Below are 20,325 nucleotides of genomic sequence, written 5' to 3' on the forward strand. Positions count from 1 at the left end.
GCAAAGCAGACCCTAGGATTGCAAAGTTGGGCCTGGTTGAACTAAAGTAGGCCGACTAATAGATCCGCATTCAATCTTACTAGTGCTTGTCGTTTGCAGCGGCACTTCGGAAGTCACAGCTGTAGGAGAGATAGGTGCAACTGGACTGACAGAATTTTGCTCATTGCTGGGCGCTAGGGAACCATTGTCTGGCGTTGAAGCTGGAGGGACAGGCGGGACAGAGACACCAGCTTCAGGGCTAGGCGAGGCAGAAACAGCAGCTTCAGGAGCGGGTGAAGCAGTGTTAGGTGGGTTCTCTCCCTGAGTGATGCGGCAGGTTTTGGTGAGATAGTGGCTAGCAAGGTCAGAACTCGGCCCTTGCCAGAGAGCGAGCAACTGCAAAGTGTAATCTGGTTGATCGGGCAAAAATTGCGCTTGCAATTGCCATAAAGCATTTTCTTCCGAGGCAGGCAGTTGTTGCATTACAGCATTTTCAAACTCGGTTGGCTGTTGTTTGAGCGTTAAGAGCCACCGCTCTACCTCTGACCAAGAACGCGGTTCCAGTTCCGCTTTTAGCGTAGCCTCTGCCTGGTTTAGGATAATCACACCCGTTGGCGCTTGGGTTGTTTGTACCCCTAGACGCACAACAAAATTGCTTTGATTGAAATCATTCGCTAACAAGCTGGGGTAAATTTCTAACCAACCTTGAATCACGAAGTAAAGTTGAAACCAACAACTAATAATTAAATTGCTTAAAAAAAGAATGACTAGTCTTTGACGGCCTGCTGGGGTGGGAGCCCTAAACCGAGGGCCTGATTGAATAAACTCTCCTAAAGAAGCGATCGCGGCTGAAATCAAGGGCCAGCTAATAAACAGTAGCGAGGGACGTTCATCTAGCCATTCACCAAACAAAAAAATACTCACTAAGATGCCTGTAATCCAAGGCCCTAAAGACAGACCTCCGATCTGGATCGGGTTCTCAGTAGTGAACCACCCTACCCCAAAAATCAAAAAAATCCAGCCGCAAGTTGCTAGCAAATCCCGAACTAAATCACCCGCCAAGGCTGCCATCAGACAAGAAAAAATACTTAGCAAAATCAAAGTTTGCCAAGAAAAAGCTTTTGGCGGCAGTAGTAACTTTTGTAGCGTCTCAAAAATTTCTTTAACTCTGTCCATTCGCTTTAAAGCTCAGGTCGAATGCACGCGCCAATAAGATCAACAAAATAACACTGTAGCTACAAGCATTCGCTAATAAAATTGTAGTCGCTCGGTTAGTAGCAGCCAGGCTCAGCTCCCGACGTTGCAGCTTATCACGAGAACGAAGGATTTTTTGAGTGCTTACTTCTTCTTTCTTGTTTCTTTGCAGCAATATTTCTAACAGTTCTAATCCTTGCAACTCAACAATAAAAGTACCAAAAAAGGTAAATAAACCAACCATGATCAACAGAGTATTTGTATTCGTGGAACGAGCATTAAAAAGGATATAGCTCATTAATGGGCCTTTCCAATCCAGAGGCAGAGCAGGTTCCAGCGTAAAGAAAAAGAGCCAACCAATGGCAGTAGATAAGAGATTGATCGAAGCAGAATATTCCAGACTAATTCTACGGCTCAACTTTAATCGCTCTTGTAATACCACCGACTCGATCGCGATCGCGATGAATAAAAAGAGTAGCTGAAATAAGATAGCCCGCAATGGCAAAACAAACGAAAACACGGGTCTACCTCCTCAACAGCCGTTTCCATAAACTAGCTTTTTCAGCCACTTTTCCAGCCCATAATCTCTGAATTTTATTTCAAGTAAAGCTGACAGCACCTCCGCTAAGATGAAACTGCACGAGAAAACTGAGAGCTATGGTAAGAACTGGCGTTGGCATTCGAACCGCTCAAGCACGTTCTGAGCGGCTAGAGGGACAAATTCATGTCTACGATGGAGCGGGCAAAGGCAAGTCCCAAGCAGCGCTGGGCGTAGTGTTGCGCTCGATTGGCTTAGGCATCAACAGTTCTGTCCAAACTCGCGTCTTGCTCCTACGTTTTCTTAAAGGGCCAGGTCGCATGTATGAGGAAGATGCGGCGATCGAAGCTCTACAACGAGGCTTCCCCCACCTGATTGACCAAGTTCGGACTGGACGAGCCGAGCATTTTGGCCTAAATGACATCACTCGCTTCGATCGATTAGAAGCACAGCGAGGCTGGGATGTAGCAAAAGGTGCGATCGCCTCTGGTCTGTACTCAGTCGTGGTATTGGATGAGCTGAACCCGGTGCTCGACTTAGGTTTGCTGCCAGTCGATGAGGTGGTCAAGACCCTGAAGCAGAAGCCAGAGCACATGGAGATCATTGCCACCGGGCGGGCGGCTCCTCCAGCTTTGATTGACATTGCCAACCTACACTCAGAAATGAAACCCCACCACCATCCCACTGCCGCAGAGCAAGGGATTGATGGCATTGAGATTTACACTGGGGCTGGCAAAGGCAAATCCACCAGTGCGCTAGGAAAAGCGTTGCAAGCGATCGGCAAAGGCATTAGCCAAGACAAATCTCACCGCGTCTTGATTATTCAATGGTTGAAGGGGGGCTCTGGCTATACCGAAGATGCCGCGATCGCCGCCTTGCAGCAAAGCTATCCTAACTTAGTCGATCACCAACGCTGTGGCAGAGATGCGATTGTGTGGCGGGGCCAGCAGCAAGAACTCGACTATGTGGAAGCTGAACGAGGCTGGGAACTTGCCAGAGCCGCGATCGCTTCTGGACTCTACAAAACCATTATTCTCGATGAACTGAATCCGACGGTAGATCTAGAGTTGCTGCCCGAAGAACCGATTGTGCAAGCACTGTTGCGCAAACCGCGCGACACCGAAATTATCATCACCGGGCGTTGCAATAATCCTCCAGCCTATTTTGATCTCGCTAGTGTGCATTCTGAAATGATTTGCCACAAGCACTATGCCGAGAAGGGAGTGGATTTGAAGCGCGGTGTTGATTTTTAACTTAGGCTATTCAGTCAAGGCGATCGCAACCTCAGCCCGAGAGCTGGCAGGTATTTCCACATTGCCACGAAACTGCGAGAAGACCTGATAAGCCGCTAAATTCTGCTTCTGGTAACCGTTGGAGTTTTCCGGGTCTACCTTAACCAAGTTGTACTCTACATCTTCTGCATAAACGGTGAAGATGACGCTGAAGATCTCCAAAAAGTGAATCACCCACTGACAGTCCGCTTCTTGCAAATTCTCATAGTGCCGAATCAAGTCAGCAATACAAGACTCTAGATGAGTCCGAGAGTTTTTGGAAATTAAAATTAACTTGAGCAGCAGAATCACCAATGTAATTGGACTCTTCTGCATGACAAATAACGCAAATAGAGAACTTGGCTCTTTACGATTCTCAGTGGTTAAACATTCAATAACTCGATTACAAGTTCTAAGTAACAAAGCATCATCCAAATCCCGCTCATCATGAATTTCGTACAGGGATTCCAAACTACCAAACAATGATTTTTTCACTGATTCTGCTAAATCTTGATTACTCATAGAGTAAATCAAGTACTTTTTGAGACTGTCCTTAAACTGGCAATAAGTTAACTCATGGGTTTGCTTCAAGAAAATGTTAGCCAAGTTGGTATAGCTAAATACGCATTTCTTAGCGACTAATCTCTTAATTAAGAGCAGTACCTCGTCTCCTAGCAGAGTTGGGTTCTTCAGAGGTACAGTCTGCACAACATTAGACTGAGACCGAGCTACATATAAAGCTAGATCTCGTTTGTACTGCTCCTTTAACTGTTTTGATAGAACTCTGGCTGTTTCTCGCTGCTCTACCGAATTTGTGGTATTCACAAACTGAGAAACTAACAAATAAGACGTGTAGCGATGGCTCCAAGGTCTTTCTGGTTGAAATGTGCAAGCAGAAACAAATAACTCTAGCTCTTGATAATCGCTACTGCCGACAAACTTCTCTAGCCAACTATTGAGGCGAGTTAGGATGAGAGAAGCTGTTTTGCGATTGAACTTAATCTTAGGAAATAATCCAACTAGCTGTTGGATTATCTGATATTTTTTACTGGTATTCCAGTTGTTGATTAAGATGTAACAAGAGCGTTTGAGAGTATTACGAAACTCTTGCTCATCATTGGCAACAATAATTTGATACAGTGCTTGGTTTACCTCCGAGCTGGTCATGTTCACTGAGTGAACAAATAAGCTTTCAAACTCGGTTAAAGCAACCTCTGGGGAGCATTGCTTGACTGTATGAATCAAGAACTCATAGATTGTTTCCTGAGCGTGTTCAATTCCCTTCGTGAAGTGCTGAAAATGAGGCTCAGGGTGATAACGCTCGACCGTAGGTTCTTGAATTAACATAAGGAGTCAACAGGGAAGGAGAGTTTGGAGTAGCTCGCACAGACCAACTGGGGAACTTTTGCCAGCCAACCTGCATCCAAGCTAGTAACTGACTCCCGGATGCGGCTGTTGCTCCAAATCTTATGGTTTGCCCGGAGGCAACCTCGTGATTCAACCCTGGTAGATGCGGTGAAGCTGCTCATATTTTTGGCTGATGACGCGCACAGGATACTAGTGACTTTACTGAGGTAATCAGTGTGACGAATCATACGGGCAGGCGTGATCAAAGTCACTCAGGATAAAGTCAGTGTAGCGAGACGATCGCGATCGCCCCATCACTGATATAGGTTATTTGTTTTAGGTACTGAGAACATAAACCACAACGCCAGCTTCCGGTTTTCCGGGTAGCCCCGTGGGTGAGACACTTGAGCGATACTCTCTGTAACTTTCAGCCTCCGTGGATCAAGACAAATGTCTTAAGACCATTTCTGCACCACACTCCCTAGTTCTACGGTATTTAGATGATCCAAGATAAAGGCTTTCCGCAAAAGTTCTGGGGGGACATATTCGTCATATTTTTGTAGTCTCGGTACCTCATCCGGACCCAGTAGTTCTTCAGCCGCCAGCTTGCCATCCGCGATCGCCACAATTTCGCATAGCAAGTTTTCGAGCTTGGCTTTGCCTAACTGTACTGTAAAGAAGTAAGGCGATCGCCCCCCAATGCCTTTGATCTTCAAGGAGTCTCGGCAGCAGAGCTTCAGGTATCGTTCTAAGGTGCGGTAAGCGGTGGTGCCCAGCCAGGGAAAAATGCAGCAGCTTCGGTCATCCAGTTGCAGCAAATGGTGGCGATCAAGTTCGACTCGTTTAGCCCATTGCCGAGCACTTTGCAGTCGCTCCTTCGCCCCCGGTTGCAAGTAACGATACTCGGTATCCTCAAATAGAACTCGGCGCATGCGTTGCAGCACTTTGGTATGCAGCGTGCCGCCCCCTCCTTGCCAAGCGCTACTGGCGGCCCCAGCGCTGGGTTGCACAAATACCGTTTTGGTTTTGTCGTCAATTTCTAGCACCTGCCACGCTCGCCCTGCTAGAGCGACGCGATCGCCCACATCCGGAGGCAGCGCAATACTGCCAATCGCTGTTGTGCCTTCTTGCACTGTGTATTCTTCACTGTCTGGGAAAGTGGCGTAGAACTTAAAGCTCCGCACAATCCGTTCACCTGCCAGCCCAACGATTAGCGTGCCTTCTGCCGTTTTCTGGATATGGTCAATCTCAATCAGGTGGCGCAGAAGTTGGCGAAATTCTTCTGGAGCGATCGCTCGAAAAGTTGGCAGTGTTAGCACTTGCTGAGCCAAGGCAGCAGGGGACAACTCTCCCAAAGCTACCAGCGTACTCATCGTCTGGTGATAGAGCAGGCTCAAGGGATACTGCAACGGTTGAATCGGCTCGATCCAACGTTCTTCCAGGTAAAGCTGAAGGATAGCGATCGTTTGTAGCAGTTGCCAGGGAATCTGATCGGGCAAAAATTCTGGGTCTACGATCGGATCTTCCACACAGACAAAGCGCATATCCGCAGGCGTTCCCCGTCGCCCCGATCGCCCTAGCCTTTGCAGAAAACTGGCGACCGAAGGAGGCGACTCTAGCTGAATCACCCGCTCCAACTGCCCAATATCAATCCCCATTTCAAAGGTGACGGTTGCTGCTGTCACCGCAGGCGTGGGAGCCCGCATAGCATCTTCCGCTGCTGCTCGTAAAGTGGCGGAGATACTGCCATGATGCACATGGTAAATATCGGGCAAGCCTTTAGCGGTGGCGGCTTGGCGGAGACTGGCGATCGCTTCTTCGGCAGCGGTGCGATTGTTGGCAAAAATCAGGCACTTGCGCGACTGAGTTTGGTTGAATAAGTAATTCTGGTATGGGCTAAACGCCGCATCCCGATAGTCTCCTTTAGCTCGGATTGGCTCCGAGCGATAGAAATGCTCCAAAGACAAATGTAGAGTGCGTTGCCCAATTTTCACTTCTGGCGTGATCACCGATTGCTGCGTGCCTGATCGCAACCAATCTTCGGCTAACCCGTAATCTCCAAGCGTTGCAGACAAACCAATCCGACGGGGATAGTTTTGTGTCAGCTTCGCCAGTCGCGCTAGTTGGCAGAGAATTTGGCAACCCCGTTCCGAACCAATAAAGGCATGAATCTCATCAATCACCACAAACCGCAATTCACCAAACAAGCGATCGAGGTTTTTGCTCTGGTTAATCAACAAGCTTTCCAATGATTCGGGTGTAATTTGCAGTACACCTCTGGGATGTTTTAGCAGCTTTTGTTTCTGACTCTGCGCCACATCCCCATGCCAAGCCCACACCGGAATATCCGCTTCTTTCAGTAAATCGTTGAGGCGATCGAACTGGTCATTAATCAGCGCTTTAATCGGGCCGATGTACATCGCGCCAATCGTTTTGGGGGGTGCCTCATACAGCAAGGTCAGCACTGGCAGAAACGCCGCTTCAGTTTTGCCCGCCGCCGTTCCCGCTGCAATCAGCAGATGAGCGTCCGTCTCAAAAATCACTCGGCAAGCTTCTGCCTGCACCTGCCTCAAATCGGTCCAGCCGTGGCTATAAATATATTCCTGAATAAAGGGGGCTAAGCGGTGATAGGCGCGATCGCTCATACAAATTCGTGTGCTTGCGTTAGTAACCCACCCTACCGGATCTGGCTACTACTGCTGAAACTGACTTAACAACCAAGCATCTATTCGAGCTTGATCGCTCTCACGGCTCATCTCTAAGGCTTGGCACAAAACCGCGATTGCTAATCCTGGCAACACCTAAGATTCCACAATTCACCGACTCGTAAAAGCAGGTGATAAATTTAAACAGAACTTGGGTCAGCACCCATAAATCCTACTTTTACGCCAGCAGCTTTCATTACTTTCATTGCTTTGTCGTGCATTAAAAGCAGTGTCAATAAACCTATAAGTGGTATAAACAAGCTAATCATAAATAATATCATCGACGTAGTTGAAATTTTTAGGGATTTACCTAACTTGTATAACGCAAATATTTGAAGTGCTGACGCGGCCAAACATACGAATATACTTATGAATGTCTCTTCTACAGAAGTATAAGATAAATTAGCGGCTATAGCGGCAAGAAGAGACCATAAAAGTAATCTGTGATATTTAGCGATTTCCTGAAGTTCCACACGAGACAAAGCGATATTCATGATCAACTCCTTACAGATAATAGAGAGAGATAAGTTTTCCGGCTTTAGTTGCTTCTTGGTTAAAACGGCATAACCAAATAGACAATTTCTATATACTGATGCTTCGATAGGTAGGCAAAAATTTTCCGTATAGTATGCCGATTTAGAGAAATAGATAGAAAATCTCAATGTGTTTTTAGAATGGTGAAACTTAAGATTTTCTGCTTCCAGTCCACTAAAGCGATCGCCCTTTACCAATTAAGTTAAAAGCGATCGCTTTACTCATCACTCAAATTGAAGTGATGACAGTTTGTAGCTCTATCGTAAGCAGCGATTTTCGCCGCTTTGGTCATTCAAGCAGTTGCCATTGCGATCGAGAAGTACCACTGAACTAATGCTAGGGAATTGCTTTAATGTGGCACTGATAGAGCTTTTAATCCGCGCATCATCACCAATGCCGCCGGATACTACTTGCTTGCAGAACTGTAACTTGGCAACGCCTGTAGACACAGCAAGCTTAAAGTCTCGACCACAGTTAGAGCTACCTTGAAAATTGATCGGGGCTCTAAAACCTTGTTGTCTTTCTTGACTGGTTGGGCCTGCGACTAATTGCTCAATGGCAAATTGGGCCACCCCTTGAGTTTGGGTGCGTCGTACTACAGGAGCCACATAAGAGAAATCTTGTTGGCTGCGGCTGGTGGGGAAAAACACTTTGACTGGCTTGGTGCTGGTTGTAGCAGCAACAGTCGAGGCTTGGGCTACGTTGCCAACAGGGTTAGCGTTTGTGGGACGGCTGTCAGACAGGCTAATTCCAGCGAGGGTAGCGATCGCTAAGCAAGAGAAGAGAGAGTTACGTAAATTGAACATGGGGGTTTAGGCAAGTATTGTGTGATTGCTAAAAGTGAGCTTCACTCTGCGATCGCCCAATTCCTAAACCTCTGCAATAGAATTTTCTGCAACTCTTATTGTCTCAATTCAACCATTAGCAGGAAGTCAAAAAAAATAGTGATTGCTCTCTCCAGGTTCAACAGTAGTGAAAGTGAGGATCCTTTTATATAAAATTCCACTGCATTGGTTAAAATAACCTCACAACCAACAATAAAAATCTTCTCTAGACTGTTCTAAGTAAGTTTTTATACACTGCCAGATGCTAAGGATGAAGCCAATATTCCAAACACGTTTTTATAATAATTTTGTTGATCTCCGAACGAATGTTTGCTGCTTGTTGAAATTCCAAGGAAAGTTATAAAAAGTTATGGATTTATCGATAGTAAGTAGAACATTCAACTCTTATTCAACCTAAGAACTGGGAAAGATTTACTCTAAATTAAGCGATCGCCCTCTGAAATTTAATTAGTAGTGAAAGCGATCGCTACTAATCTTTATTCCTGCGATTACAGTGTAAATTCTGCAAATTCTCCGGTTTCGTCTACTTTGGCGTCTTTGCCTGAACGGGTAGGTTGGAAATTGGTGCCGCCGAGAAGTTGGGTGAGGGAGAGTTTGGGGTTTTGGTGGAGCAGGTTGAGGGCGCTGATGAAGTCGCGGACAATTTCGCCGGGGGTGAGTAAAGCTTCGGCACCGAGGCGATTAGTGATTTCTTTGAGGAAGGCTTGTAGGTCGCGATTATTCAGCGAAGTTTGGTAAGCGTAGTGAGCGGAATGAACTTCTGCCAAACGTTGTAGCAGTTGGAGGATTTCTGGTTGGGTGAGGGGTTCTAGTCGAATTACCGGGCCAGATGTATCTTGCAGGCCTGGTTGAGCAAAGCGACTTTGAGCGGTGCGGCGTTGCCAGGCGGGGTCGCTGTAGAGTCCTCGGCGGGAATCTTCGAGAAATTGTGGCGTGCCACCGATGATGATGTCGAGATGTCCGACTCGACCTTGCACGGTGTCATTAAACATTGCCAACAACTTGTCGTAATTGTTCTGGCGGGAACCTGCATGGGTGATTTTGTAGAGATGCACCGCCTCATCTAGCAGCACCAGTAAGCCTTTGTAGCCGATACCTGAGACGAACTTGGCAAAGAGTTTGATGTAGTCGTACCAAGTTTCGTCATCAATGATCACCTTCACGCCTAGGGCTGCTTTCGCATCGGATTTAGTCGAGAATTCTCCTCGCAGCCAACGCAGAGCAGAATCTTTTAGCTGGTCGTCGTCGGTGCGGTAGCCCCGCCAGTAAGCGATGATTACGCTGGCAAAGTCAAAGCCGTGAACTAGTCCTTCTAAGGTTTGCACGACTTCGCGAATCTTGACTTCTACCAAGTCATCAAAGCCTTCGTCTTTGGGACGCTTGCCGCTTTCTTGCGCCACTTGAGTAAGGACACCGCTAATCCAGCGCTCCAGAATTAGGGCGATCGCGCCGCCGTCTGGATTCGTTTTCGTAGCGATGTTTTGCATCAACTCTCGATACGTGGCGATACTTTGTCCACTGGCTCCTGCTAAGCGGCGTTCGGGAGACAAATCAGCATCGGCGACTACAAAGCCTTGCTCCATCGCTTGATTGCGGATCAGTTGCAGGATGAAGCTTTTACCAGAGCCGTAGCGACCAACGACAAACCGAAAGGCTGCGCCACCTTCAGCCGTGTTTTCCAGGTCTTGCACTAGAGCTTTGGCTTCCACTTCCCGACCCACGGCAATTTGCTCTAGACCAATTCTGGGCACGACTCCCGCACCCAAAGCATTGATCAAGGCTGTGGATACGCGCTTAGAAAGTTTCTGCTTTGCCATGTGTCTTTGCTCGGTCTTGTAGTGGCTGATGTGGATTGGTTCAAGTGTCTGTTAACTGTACCGCCAAACTCTGATGGTTTGGTCGGCGCTACTGCTAACCAATGTATTGCTATCTGGCGCAAAGGCAATCGCACAAATCTTAGCCGTATGGTCGCTCAAAGTGGTTAGTAATTCTCTCGACTCTAAATTCCAAACTTTCAGTGTGCCATCTTCACCGCCACTGGCTAAGAACTGACCATTGGGGCTAATGGCAACTGCCGATACTTGACCTTTATGCAACGCGAGGCTAGAACTAACGTCTGGGCCTAAATCCCAAAGCTTGATGGTGCCATCTGCACCACCACTGACCAAGGTTTTGCCATCGGGGCTAAATGCTATTGAGCAAACTTTACTGCCATGAGCAGGCAGCGAGTTGAAACTTGTTTTGGTGTCTAAATTCCAGAGGTGAATGGTGCCATTTTGATCACCACTGGCCAGAATGTCTCTGTCAGGACGAGGGCTGAAAACCACTGAGGTGATGAAGCCATAACCGTTGATAGTTTGAATTAACTTCCCAGTTCTGATGTCCCATACCTTAATGCTACGATCGGCACTGCCACTGGCGAGCAATTGTCCGTCTGGGTTGACGGCGATCGCATTTACGGCGGTTGTATGTCCAGTGAGGGTGCGTAATAATTTCCCTGCCTTGAGATTCCAGACTTTAATCGTGTTGCTGCTGCCACTGCTAAACAACAGCTTGCCACCGGGATGTAGAGCTAGGGCATAAATCGAACCAGAGTTTTCTGGGTGAGGGAGGGTTTGCACCCATTTACCTTCCAACGCCCAAACTTGCAGCTTGTTGTCACTACCACCACTAATTAAGGTTTGGCTATCCGGGGTGACTAATAAAGCATTGGCTCCACTCTCAAAGATCACCCGACATTTCCAGGTGCCCAGTTTGGAGGGTAGCGCCGCGATCGCTGCTGGCACATCCGCCACCTCAACATCAATGGTCGTGACCGGGAAACTTTCCCGACCTACAACTGCGATCGCTCGCTGCAAATACTCCTCATAGTCCTCATAAATTTGTGGAATCAGCGAGGAGGTTCCAGGCTCAAAAATCAGGTCATCAATGATGGCATCCGCTTTCTCGTTAATTGCATCCACCAGCATTTGCGGCATGGTGGGCACCGCATCAGCAATCTGTCGCAGTTCTTCCGCGTCTTGTCGCAGAATCGCTTCTAATGCCCAATATTCAGAGTCGGAAAGTTGATTAATCAGCTCGTGCCACTCAGGAGGTAAAAAAGGTCTTTGATCTACATCTGGATTAGATGTAGGAACAGGCAGTTCAGACGGTGGCGCGATCGCTGGAAGTACGGATTCAACTGTTATAAGTCTGCCAGGAAGAGATTCTCGACTCGAAACCTGTGCTAGCAGAGTTTCCAGGGATGTCTCTAGCTCGCGCCTTTGAGTGGCGATCGCCGCAAATAACGATTGAATTTCTGACTTCAAGGGTTGGAGATCAATCCCTGCAACTAACCCCGCAATTTCCGATTTCAGCGGTTGTAGATCGATCGTTGTAACTAATTCTGCAATTTCCGATTTCAGCAGTTGCAAATCAATGCTTGGAACTTCCGCTCTTAACGGCTGTGTATCGATCGCCGTAACTAGGTCTTGAATTTCTGATTTCAGCGGTTGCAGATCGATCGCGGCAACTAGTTCTGCAATTTCTGACTTCAGCGGTTGTAAATCAATCTTCTGGATTTCCGATTTCAGTGGTTCCACATCGATCGCGGAAATGATGGTTTGGATTTCCGACTTCAATGACTGTGCATCAATGGTTGAAATTAATGCTTCAATCTTTGATCTCAACTTTTGAACATCGATCGCAGTGACTAATTCTTGAATCTCCGACTTCAGCGGTTGCAGATCGATCGCAGTGACTAATTCTTGAATCTCCGCTTTCAACAACGGCACATTGATGGCTGCCGCTAGCTCTTGAATCTCGGCTCTTAGTGGCTCAATGTCGATCGTTGCAACTAATCCTTGGATTTCCGTTTTTAATGGCTGCACATCCACAGCAGAAATGATGGTTTGAATCTCCGCCTTCAACGGCTCTATATCGATGGCTGCTAGGTCCGTCAGAGACTGGTTTAGAGTTTGTCGCGATCGCTCTAGCGTTTGAATTTGCGCCTGCAAATCTTGGGTTTCTGCGGCTAATAACTGCTTGCTCGTTTGCAGTGCAGCAACTTCGCCGTGGAGTTGGAGTTTCTGAGTCGTAAACTCAGCAGCTTGAGCCTTGAGTTGCGTCAGTTCTTGCTGGAGCTGACCCACATCAACCGCTAAAGTTTGCCGTGTCTCGCTCGTAGTGACGATCGCTTGCTGGATTTCACCTTCCTGCGCCGCCAAATCCTGTAGCCGTTCTTGCCACTGCTGAAAACTAGCTTCCAGTTGCTGCTTGCGGCCTTCCAAAGTAGCGATCGCTTGACCTAATTCCCGATCTTGCTGTTGTTGTTCAGCAATTCGAGTTTGAAGCTTTTCAAGGTCAGCTTGCAAAAAGCTCAAACTGGTTTCGGCTTGTTGCCTTTCTGCGGTTGCACTCAGAAGGGCTTGCTGGATTTCGGCTTGCCGTTGCTCGTAAGCCTGCAACTGTCCCGCGATCGCCTGCCCCTTTAATCTGGCTTGCTTTTTCTGGCGATCGTCAATGGCAACGGCACCCGCATAGGCACCGGGAGCAATCAACCCGGTGAGGAGCGATCGCTGCAAGTTGCGCTCAGCAAAAAAACTTAAGCCAAAGCTAAGGCCGAAAGCGGCTGAACCGATGACAATCCGATTGACTAGCATGCAAGCTTTGTTATTAATTCTGTCGGGGGCAATTTTGTGCTACTGCTTTACAGCCAAGGCATTCCTGTCACGGGTGAGTTGCGGTGAGTAGCAGCGACTAGAGAATATATAGCATTCAGTACACTTCTTCGAACTTAAGCGGCAATTTCCGGTACTCCGCAGTTTTTTTCAGTCTACTTCTAGAAAAGAAAGTCATCGCTACTTAAGTGGTGCTGCCTCCCAGATAGCAACTTCATGAAGCTAATACCGTGTGAGTATCAATTTTTAATGAAGAGTGTCCGAATACGGAGATGGATTTATGGAGGCGTATGACAAGATCTTACGAGACTTAAATGTTGGGGCTGCTTCTACCAAAGTCCCTTTCCATCAACTTTTTTCAAGCTATTTGATTGCAATCAAAATAGTTTCTGTGTTGAGGAAGCTGGAGTTTGGAGCGCTTCTTTCAACCCAGTTTCTACGTATCTTCACGCAACGGACCCATTGCCGAGTTTTGTTATTGAGGGAAATACAACCCATGACTATGGCAACAACGATCCAGAAGTTATCGATCGCGGCTGCTAGTGCTTCGGTGCTGGCGATCGCGGCTCATGCTACCCCCGCTGAAGCTGCCCGGATATTTGGTTTTGAAAGTAGTTACGAAGGTTTCCCAATCACAGGTAGTTTTACGATTGATGACACGACACCCGGAACCAGCCCTGTCCTTGGTTTTGACATCAGCTACTACGCCAAAGCCATTTCTCAGGCTACAGTCACAGGATATGGCCAGTCGTTGACATTTCAAGATGTTGATTTCTATGTTGGCAACGATCTGCTGGGTTCAGATACTGTAGATGCGATCGCCTTCAGTCTCGGTCCTATTCAGGATGCGCTAGATAGCAACTTTGTCGCGGTTCTTTTTCCTAGTTTTTTGTCTAGCTTTCAAGTTTCTTCCAGTTCTCTTTCAGAGGCTTTAGATGCCTTGGATGGAGCAACAGGAATTGCATTCGCTCCTTACTTAGCTGAGGACGGTGAAGAGCCTTTCTATGAAGTGAGTTTCTTTGCAAAGAAGGATACAGCATCGGTTCCTGAACCTGCTTCTCTCGTAGGACTTTTGGGTGTTGGAGCGTTTGTTGCGGGTTCTGCTTGGAAGCGTAAGCAGAACCCGCAACAACTGTAAATTCTGAAAAACCCCAATTTTGAATCTTGTACGTTCATCCCGGTTGCCATGCCCTCAAAAGCATGGCTTTCTCTTTGTTAGGTTATAAGCGGAAATACCGACTTAGAATGTGAAGTTCTGGTTTTGAGACCTTGCTTAACTATCGGGTTGTGAGGCTAAACTCTTGTGAACTTGGTTTATCTGCTGCTCAAAACCTCTTGGGTGAGTGTTCTACTGGCGATGCTAACTGGGCTGCTGGGCGGTGCGAGTAGTACCGGACTCATTGCCCTGACCAACACCAGCTTAACCAGCCAGAATCCGCCCACTGCTGCCTTGATGCGAAACTTTGCGAGTCTAGGCTTAGTGCTGTTGCTCACCACGATCGCCTCGCAGATTTTGTTAGCTCGACTGGCCCAAGGCTCAATTTTTGAGTTGCGGCTGTTGTTAAGTCGTCAAATTCTGGCTTCCCCCCTACGCCAACTAGAAGCACTAGGCGCATCTCGGCTTCTGGCTACCCTTACAGACGACATTCAATCGGTTGCCAATGCCCTCTTCTCGTTTCCAGTGCTCTGCATTGATATTGCCATTCTGGTCAGTTGCCTCACCTACCTCGCGTGGCTTTCATTGTCTGTATTTGGGTTGATGATGCTAGTGCTGGCAATCGTGATTGCTAGCCTGCAAGTAATTATTAGTAGGGCTAGAAAAGCCCTCTCTCTAGCTCGAAAAGAACAAGACAACCTATTACATCACTTCCAGGCAATCATCACAGGCATTAAAGAGCTAAAGCTGCATTATCAGCGGCGACAAAGCTTCCTGACCGAAGATCTTTATGTGACTGCCACAGCTGCTCGTGACCACAACATCGCAGGCATGACCACCTTTGCGATCGCTGGAGGCTATGGACTTCTCGCCACCTTTTTGATCATCGGTTTGTTGCTCTTCGCCTTGCCCCGCTTTATCAGCACCAGTCCTGAAATTTTGTCTGGTTATGCCCTCGTTGCGCTCTATTTAATGCTGCCTTTCCAAGGAATTTTGGGGGTGATTCCCGTTCTGAGCCGAGCCACCGTAGCCCTAGACGCGATTCAGGCGTTGGGGTTAGCTTTGAGTGAACATGCCACTGAGGCAACGGCGATCGCCCCTCCTCCACCCAATCCAGCTTGGCAACGACTCGATCTCGTAGATGTAACTCATGCTTACCGAGGCGAGCGCGAAGAAGACGGGTTCTCGTTGGGACCACTAAGTTTAAGCTTTCAACCGGGAGAAGTAGTGTTTCTCGTCGGGGGTAACGGTAGCGGCAAATCAACCCTCGCCAAGCTGATTACAGGACTCTACAGTCCTGAAGCGGGTGAGTTAAAACTCGATGGTCAACCAATCACTGATGCCAACCGAGAATGGTATCGGCAGCACTTCTCGGTGGTTTTTGCTGACTTTTACCTGTTCGATCGCTTGTTGGGTTTGGGCGATCGCGCTGATCTCGATCCGCAAGCCAAAGAGTACCTAATTCAGCTCCACCTCGACCACAAAGTTCGGGTTCAAGATGGCACCCTATCGACCACCACGCTTTCTCAGGGGCAACGCAAGCGACTGGCGCTGCTCACCGCCTATCTAGAAGACCGCCCAATTTACCTGTTTGACGAATGGGCTTCCGATCAAGACCCAATCTTCAAAGAGATTTTCTACACGCAACTTTTGCCAGAGCTGAAGCAGAGAGGCAAATCTGTCTTGGTGATTAGCCACGACGACCACTATTTCCATCTCGCTGACCGCATTGTGAAGCTGGATTATGGCAAGCTGGAATACGACAAGCGCATTGCTGCCTAATTTTGCCCGTGCCCAACCCTCGCCAACTTGCCTTTCTCTCCCTGCGATCGATCCAACGAGATGCCTTTGCGGATGTGGCGCTCGATCGCGTCCTGCAAGATGCTGAACTCAGTAGCCAAGATCGACGGCTGGTGACTGAGCTAGTGTATGGCAGCGTCAGACGGCAACGCACTTTAGATGCGCTGATCGATCAGTTGGGCAAAAAGAAAGCTCATCAACAACCTCCAGATTTACGGGCAATTCTGCACTTGGGGCTTTATCAGCTACGCTATCTGAACCAGATTCCCGCCTCGGCTGCGGTCAATACCACCGTTGAGCTAGCCAAACAAAACGGTTTTCCAGGGCTAACGGGGTTTGTCAACGGCTTCATGCGCCAATACATCCGCTTAGCGGAGACATCTAGCGATCCCTTGCAACTTCCGTCTGATCCTGTTCAGCGGTTAGGAACTCTGCACAGTTATCCTGACTGGATCGTTCAAGTTTGGCTCGACCAACTGGATTTAGCCGAAACCGAGCAATTGTGCGAGTGGATGAATCGCCCGCCCCACATTGACCTGCGAATCAATCCTCTTCGCACTTCCCTCGACGAAGTAGAGGCAGCGATGCAAGCCGCAGGCGTGGCGGTGCAACGTTTGCCCCATTTGCCTCAAGCCTTGCGATTACTGGAGCCTGCGGGTGCGATTCAGAAATTGCCAGGGTTTCAGTCAGGCTGGTGGATGGTGCAGGATGCTAGCGCTCAGTTGGTTAGCTATCTGGTTGACCCGCAACTTGGCGAGTTTGTAATTGATGCTTGTGCGGCTCCGGGTGGTAAAGCTTTGCATCTCGCAGAACTGATGCAAGATCAAGGCACGATTTGGGCTTGCGATCGCACCCCATCTCGCCTGAAAAAACTCAAGGAAAACGCAGAACGCTTGGGCATCCACTCCACCAAGATCAGCATTGGAGACAGCCGCAACCAACCGCAATTTGTCGGCAAGGGCGATCGCGTTCTCCTCGACGCACCTTGTTCTGGCCTTGGTACACTCAACCGTCATGCTGATGCTCGCTGGCGACAAGCTCCCGATCGTGTGCAAGAGTTGGCAACGCTGCAACAGGAACTCTTAGTCGCAGCCGCCACTTGGCTCAAACACGATGGCGTGCTGGTTTACGCTACCTGTACGCTGCATCCACAAGAAAATGAGCAAGTCATTGAGGCTTTTCTCGCTCAACATTCCGATTGGCAGATCGAGCCACCCGCACCCAACTCCCCGGCTGCCGCCTTTGCCACCCCTCAAGGCTGGGTCAAAGTTTGGCCCCATCGTCAACAGATGGATGGCTTTTTCATGGTTCGCCTTAAGCGTGCAGTTCGGCAGACTGCCACTAGTTAATTCAGGCGATCGCGGCTCTCATCTTTAAGGATGGCAATGTCGCGAGTGAAGAGAGCAATTCGCAAGCTTTATGCTCAGTGGTTAGACGACAAAAAATAACTCCAGCTAATGCACTGGAGTTCCCACACAGAGACCACTTCAATCAATTTTCTAAAAAGCTTAGCGAGGCTGACCAATGCCAGGAGTTTCTTCCTTCTCAACTTCAGGCACAATGTCAGGGCGATCCTTATCTTCCCAGCCTACAGGACGCTTAGAGTTGTACCAAGCGACCGAACCAATTGACGCAGCGGCAATAAATCCAACGATATAAACCAAGGTGGCAGAGATGGGGAAATGAGGAGTATTTGTAGCAACTTCTGCTGTTGCCGCCGCCGCAATTAATAAAGACATCTTAATAACCTCTCTACGATTTGAAATACTAATTTACAGTACAACAACAGTAGCAGAGCTTGCTCAGAGGCTGGCTCTCCCCAGAGTTGGATTCGATCCCCCTTCCTAAGACAGTTCTTCAGAATGCGGGTGGCGCAGGCTCAGAATCAGCAGGTGGTTCAGGTTCCGCAGGCGCTTCCTCTACGGGAGCTTCTTCTGCAGGGGCTTCTTCTATGGGAGCTTCTTCCACAGGGGCTTCTTCCACGGGTGCATAGTCGCTGGGTGGCGCTTCTTCTGCTGCAGGTTCAGGTGCAGGTTCACTGGGAGCTGAGTCTTCATAACCGCCGGAGTCATAGCCGCCGCCAGAATCATAGCCACCACCGGAATCGTAGCTACTTCCAGAATCGTATCCACCACCAGAGCTCTCGCTATTCGCAGCCCCAGTTTCAGGCGCAGTACTGCCTGAAAGCTCACGTTTAGGCGTGACAGGCTTAGCTTTGATGCTGCCTTTGCGCCCCTCAAAACTTGGTAACTCGGGAAACTTCTGGACTGGCATGCCTTGCACAACTTTAGTCATGAATTCACGCCAAGTGTGAGCAGCCGTACCACTTGTCCCCCAAGTAGGGTCGTTGTTGTCGTTGCCCAACCACACCCCAGTCACAACCTGAGGAATATAGCCGATAAACCACAAGTCACGAGCTTCCTCAGAAGTGCCTGTTTTTCCAGCAACAGGCCGCCCTACCTGCGCTGGCCGACCTGTGCCAGACTGCACCACACCCTCTAGCATCCAAGTGAGGATGGAGGCAGTACCTTTATCAACCACTCGTTTGGGCTTAAAGTCGGCGCTGTAAAGAACTTGTCCCTGTCGATTGAGAATCCGAGTAATGCCGTGAGGTGTAACTGCATTCCCTTGAGCGGCTAATGTCCCATAAGCACTAGTCAGCTCTAGCAAGTTAACTTCCGACGCTCCTAAGGCTAGGGAATAAGTCGGCATTAACTTAGACCGAATGCCCATGTCTTTCGCCATCTTGACCACCGGATCGAACCCGACGTCAATCAAGACCTTGACCGCAACCACGTTGACAGAATAGGTTAAGGCATCTCGCATCGAGACCCATCCCCGATAGGTCTTACCGTAGTTCTGGGGCTTGTAACCATCAACCGTGTATTGGGCATCTAAATAGCCATCGGTGGGCGAAAACCCAGCCGCGATCGCACTCGTGTAAACCAAGGTTTTGAAGGTAGAACCCGGTTGCCGTTGGGCTTGGGTCGCTCGGTTAAATTGGCTCTTGCCATAACCATTACCTCCTACCAACGCCTTTACCTCACCGTTGCGGGGGTCGAGCGAGACTAAAGCGGCTTGGCTAAAACCTTCCGCCGAGCCATCTAGCTCTACGGCATCTTTAATTGCTTTTTCTGCTGTCTTTTGCCACTGACGATTTAAGGTGGTTTCAACCGTTAAGCCACCCAGTTCCAACGCTTCTGGAGAAACATACTTGGGTAGCTCCTGCTGGATGTAGGAGGTAAAATAGGGCGCTTCGATCACCAAGCGCTTTGGAGTGCTGGGTTTGAGTTGCAGAGGAGCCGCGATCGCCGTTTCCATCTCAGCCTTGCTGATGTAGCCAGTATCAAACATCCGCTGCAACACAACGTTGCGCCGCTTGACGGCAGAGTCAGGATTGACCAAAGGTGAGTAAACACTAGGAGCAGGAGGCAACCCAGCAATCATTGCGGTTTCTGGCAAAGTCAGCTTGTCCACTGGCTTACTGAAGTAAACCCAGGCCGCATCAGCGACACCATAAGCCCCCGAACCCAAATAAACCAAATTCAAGTAGCGCTCTAGAATTTGCTCTTTCGGCATCTGCCGCTCTAGCTCTCGAGCTAGCATGGCTTCTTTCAATTTGCGCGTAATGCTACGCTCTTGGTTCAAAAATACAATGCGGGCTACCTGTTGCGTGATCGTGCTGCCGCCTTGCACCAAATCCCCTGAGACAACATTGGAGAGGGCTGCACGAACAATCCCTTGGTAATCTACGCCCTTGTGCTTATAGAAACGCCGATCTTCTGCTGCAATAAAAGCTTCGACCGTGTTTTTGGGAAATTGACGGATGGTCAATTTTTCTCTTGTAGCAGGCCCCGACTGCTGTAGGATAGTTCCGTCAGCGGCTTTAATCGTGAGGGTGCCGTCTCGGACAAAGGTAAAGATACTCCCGGTATCCGGTAAAGTACTCTCCAGAGACCACCAACCAATTCCCAAAGCGCAGATACCACTAGTCAAACCGAGCCCCAACCAAAATAAGCGATTCTGGTGAAGCGGTTTTGGGCCTCGGAATGGTCGCAGAATGGGAGCGAGTCGTGATCTTTCAACGCGAGCAACGGCTTGAGTCGATAATTGCTTAACGTTCGACTTTAGCCGCTTCCCTGGTGATTTGGGCACTTTCTTGCGCCGCTTTTTAGGTTGCGATTGATCATTGGAGGCGATTGGTCCAGGTTCTGCTGACTCAGCATTATTGAACTTGGCCGAAAAACCCCTGAGCCTTGAGATAAACTTTGCCACTGTAGCTCCTCACTCGCCACCAC

Annotated in this window: 14 protein-coding genes; 4 read left to right on the forward strand and 10 right to left on the reverse strand. The window is 48.7% G+C overall.

Features of this window, described 5'->3' with window-relative positions; genetic code table 11:
- Positions 1 to 12: 12 nt before the first annotated feature.
- Both H6F68_RS13500 and fraC read right to left on the reverse strand, forming a co-directional pair.
- Positions 13 to 1,155 carry a DUF5357 family protein gene (locus H6F68_RS13500; RefSeq protein WP_190559740.1) on the reverse strand — a complete coding sequence of 381 codons (1,143 nt, stop codon included), beginning with the start codon at positions 1,153 to 1,155 and terminating at the stop codon, positions 13 to 15.
- Positions 1,142 to 1,693, reverse strand: coding sequence for a filament integrity protein FraC (gene fraC, locus H6F68_RS13505; protein WP_190434462.1), 552 nt, complete (start codon positions 1,691 to 1,693; stop codon positions 1,142 to 1,144). Before fraC ends, H6F68_RS13500 begins: the two co-directional genes overlap by 14 nt.
- Before the next feature lie 137 nt (positions 1,694 to 1,830).
- Between fraC and H6F68_RS13510 the strand changes: the two genes are divergently transcribed.
- The gene (locus H6F68_RS13510; RefSeq protein WP_190434469.1) at positions 1,831 to 2,964 is read left to right on the forward strand and encodes a cob(I)yrinic acid a,c-diamide adenosyltransferase; all 1,134 of its coding nucleotides are present in this window, start codon (positions 1,831 to 1,833) and stop codon (positions 2,962 to 2,964) included.
- Between the two features lie 6 nt (positions 2,965 to 2,970).
- Here H6F68_RS13510 and H6F68_RS13515 read toward each other — a convergent pair whose 3' ends face one another.
- The 6 genes from H6F68_RS13515 to H6F68_RS13540 form a co-directional block, all read right to left on the reverse strand.
- Positions 2,971 to 4,329 carry a hypothetical protein gene (locus tag H6F68_RS13515; protein ID WP_190559742.1) on the reverse strand — a complete coding sequence of 453 codons (1,359 nt, stop codon included), beginning with the start codon at positions 4,327 to 4,329 and terminating at the stop codon, positions 2,971 to 2,973.
- A gap of 455 nt (positions 4,330 to 4,784) precedes the next feature.
- Positions 4,785 to 6,974, reverse strand: coding sequence for a DEAD/DEAH box helicase (locus H6F68_RS13520; protein ID WP_190559744.1), 2,190 nt, complete (start codon positions 6,972 to 6,974; stop codon positions 4,785 to 4,787).
- 200 nt (positions 6,975 to 7,174) lie between these two features.
- Complete coding sequence (locus H6F68_RS13525; RefSeq protein ID WP_190559745.1) at positions 7,175 to 7,528, reverse strand: hypothetical protein; 354 nt, start codon at positions 7,526 to 7,528, stop codon at positions 7,175 to 7,177.
- Between the two features lie 297 nt (positions 7,529 to 7,825).
- Positions 7,826 to 8,374 (reverse strand): GerMN domain-containing protein, encoded by a 549-nt coding sequence (locus H6F68_RS13530; protein WP_190559747.1) that lies wholly within the window; start codon positions 8,372 to 8,374, stop codon positions 7,826 to 7,828.
- Positions 8,375 to 8,901: 527 nt separating this feature from the next.
- Complete coding sequence (locus H6F68_RS13535; protein WP_190559749.1) at positions 8,902 to 10,230, reverse strand: ATP-binding protein; 1,329 nt, start codon at positions 10,228 to 10,230, stop codon at positions 8,902 to 8,904.
- A 51-nt stretch (positions 10,231 to 10,281) separates the two neighbouring features.
- A complete protein-coding gene (locus H6F68_RS13540) occupies positions 10,282 to 13,053 on the reverse strand; it encodes a tellurite resistance TerB C-terminal domain-containing protein (RefSeq protein WP_190559751.1) in 2,772 nt (923 codons plus the stop codon).
- A gap of 514 nt (positions 13,054 to 13,567) precedes the next feature.
- Here H6F68_RS13540 and H6F68_RS13545 point away from each other — a divergent pair.
- The 3 genes from H6F68_RS13545 to H6F68_RS13555 all read left to right on the forward strand — a co-directional run bounded on the left by H6F68_RS13545 (position 13,568) and on the right by H6F68_RS13555 (position 17,376).
- Positions 13,568 to 14,209: a PEP-CTERM sorting domain-containing protein gene (locus tag H6F68_RS13545; protein ID WP_206755525.1), complete on the forward strand. Its 642-nt coding sequence runs from the start codon at positions 13,568 to 13,570 to the stop codon at positions 14,207 to 14,209.
- Positions 14,210 to 14,374: 165 nt separating this feature from the next.
- Complete coding sequence (locus H6F68_RS13550; RefSeq protein ID WP_190559755.1) at positions 14,375 to 16,009, forward strand: cyclic peptide export ABC transporter; 1,635 nt, start codon at positions 14,375 to 14,377, stop codon at positions 16,007 to 16,009.
- Between the two features lie 8 nt (positions 16,010 to 16,017).
- Entirely contained in the window at positions 16,018 to 17,376 is a 1,359-nt protein-coding gene (locus H6F68_RS13555; protein ID WP_190559758.1) for a 16S rRNA (cytosine(967)-C(5))-methyltransferase, read from the forward strand.
- Positions 17,377 to 17,535: 159 nt separating this feature from the next.
- Here the strand turns inward: H6F68_RS13555 and psb35 are convergent, their stop codons facing one another.
- Both psb35 and H6F68_RS13565 read right to left on the reverse strand, forming a co-directional pair.
- Positions 17,536 to 17,766 carry a photosystem II assembly protein Psb35 gene (gene psb35, locus H6F68_RS13560; RefSeq protein WP_190555143.1) on the reverse strand — a complete coding sequence of 77 codons (231 nt, stop codon included), beginning with the start codon at positions 17,764 to 17,766 and terminating at the stop codon, positions 17,536 to 17,538.
- Positions 17,767 to 17,884: 118 nt separating this feature from the next.
- On the reverse strand, positions 17,885 to 20,302 hold the full coding sequence (locus H6F68_RS13565) for a transglycosylase domain-containing protein (protein ID WP_190559760.1): 2,418 nt from the start codon (positions 20,300 to 20,302) through the stop codon (positions 17,885 to 17,887).
- Positions 20,303 to 20,325 lie beyond the last annotated feature (23 nt).

Source organism: Trichocoleus sp. FACHB-262, from assembly GCF_014696035.1.
Taxonomy (GTDB): Bacteria; Cyanobacteriota; Cyanobacteriia; order FACHB-46; family FACHB-46; genus Trichocoleus.

What these genes read in the sequence shown, in the direction of transcription:
- H6F68_RS13500 (WP_190559740.1), bottom strand. Translation starts at nt 1,155, where the DNA reads ATGGACAGAGTTAAAGAAATTTTTGAGACGCTACAAAAGTTACTACTG.
- H6F68_RS13510 (WP_190434469.1), top strand. Translation starts at nt 1,831, where the DNA reads ATGGTAAGAACTGGCGTTGGCATTCGAACCGCTCAAGCACGTTCTGAG.
- H6F68_RS13515 (WP_190559742.1), bottom strand. Translation starts at nt 4,329, where the DNA reads ATGTTAATTCAAGAACCTACGGTCGAGCGTTATCACCCTGAGCCTCAT.
- H6F68_RS13520 (WP_190559744.1), bottom strand. Translation starts at nt 6,974, where the DNA reads ATGAGCGATCGCGCCTATCACCGCTTAGCCCCCTTTATTCAGGAATAT.
- H6F68_RS13525 (WP_190559745.1), bottom strand. Translation starts at nt 7,528, where the DNA reads ATGAATATCGCTTTGTCTCGTGTGGAACTTCAGGAAATCGCTAAATAT.
- H6F68_RS13530 (WP_190559747.1), bottom strand. Translation starts at nt 8,374, where the DNA reads ATGTTCAATTTACGTAACTCTCTCTTCTCTTGCTTAGCGATCGCTACC.
- H6F68_RS13535 (WP_190559749.1), bottom strand. Translation starts at nt 10,230, where the DNA reads ATGGCAAAGCAGAAACTTTCTAAGCGCGTATCCACAGCCTTGATCAAT.
- H6F68_RS13540 (WP_190559751.1), bottom strand. Translation starts at nt 13,053, where the DNA reads ATGCTAGTCAATCGGATTGTCATCGGTTCAGCCGCTTTCGGCCTTAGC.
- H6F68_RS13545 (WP_206755525.1), top strand. Translation starts at nt 13,568, where the DNA reads ATGACTATGGCAACAACGATCCAGAAGTTATCGATCGCGGCTGCTAGT.
- psb35 (WP_190555143.1), bottom strand. Translation starts at nt 17,766, where the DNA reads ATGTCTTTATTAATTGCGGCGGCGGCAACAGCAGAAGTTGCTACAAAT.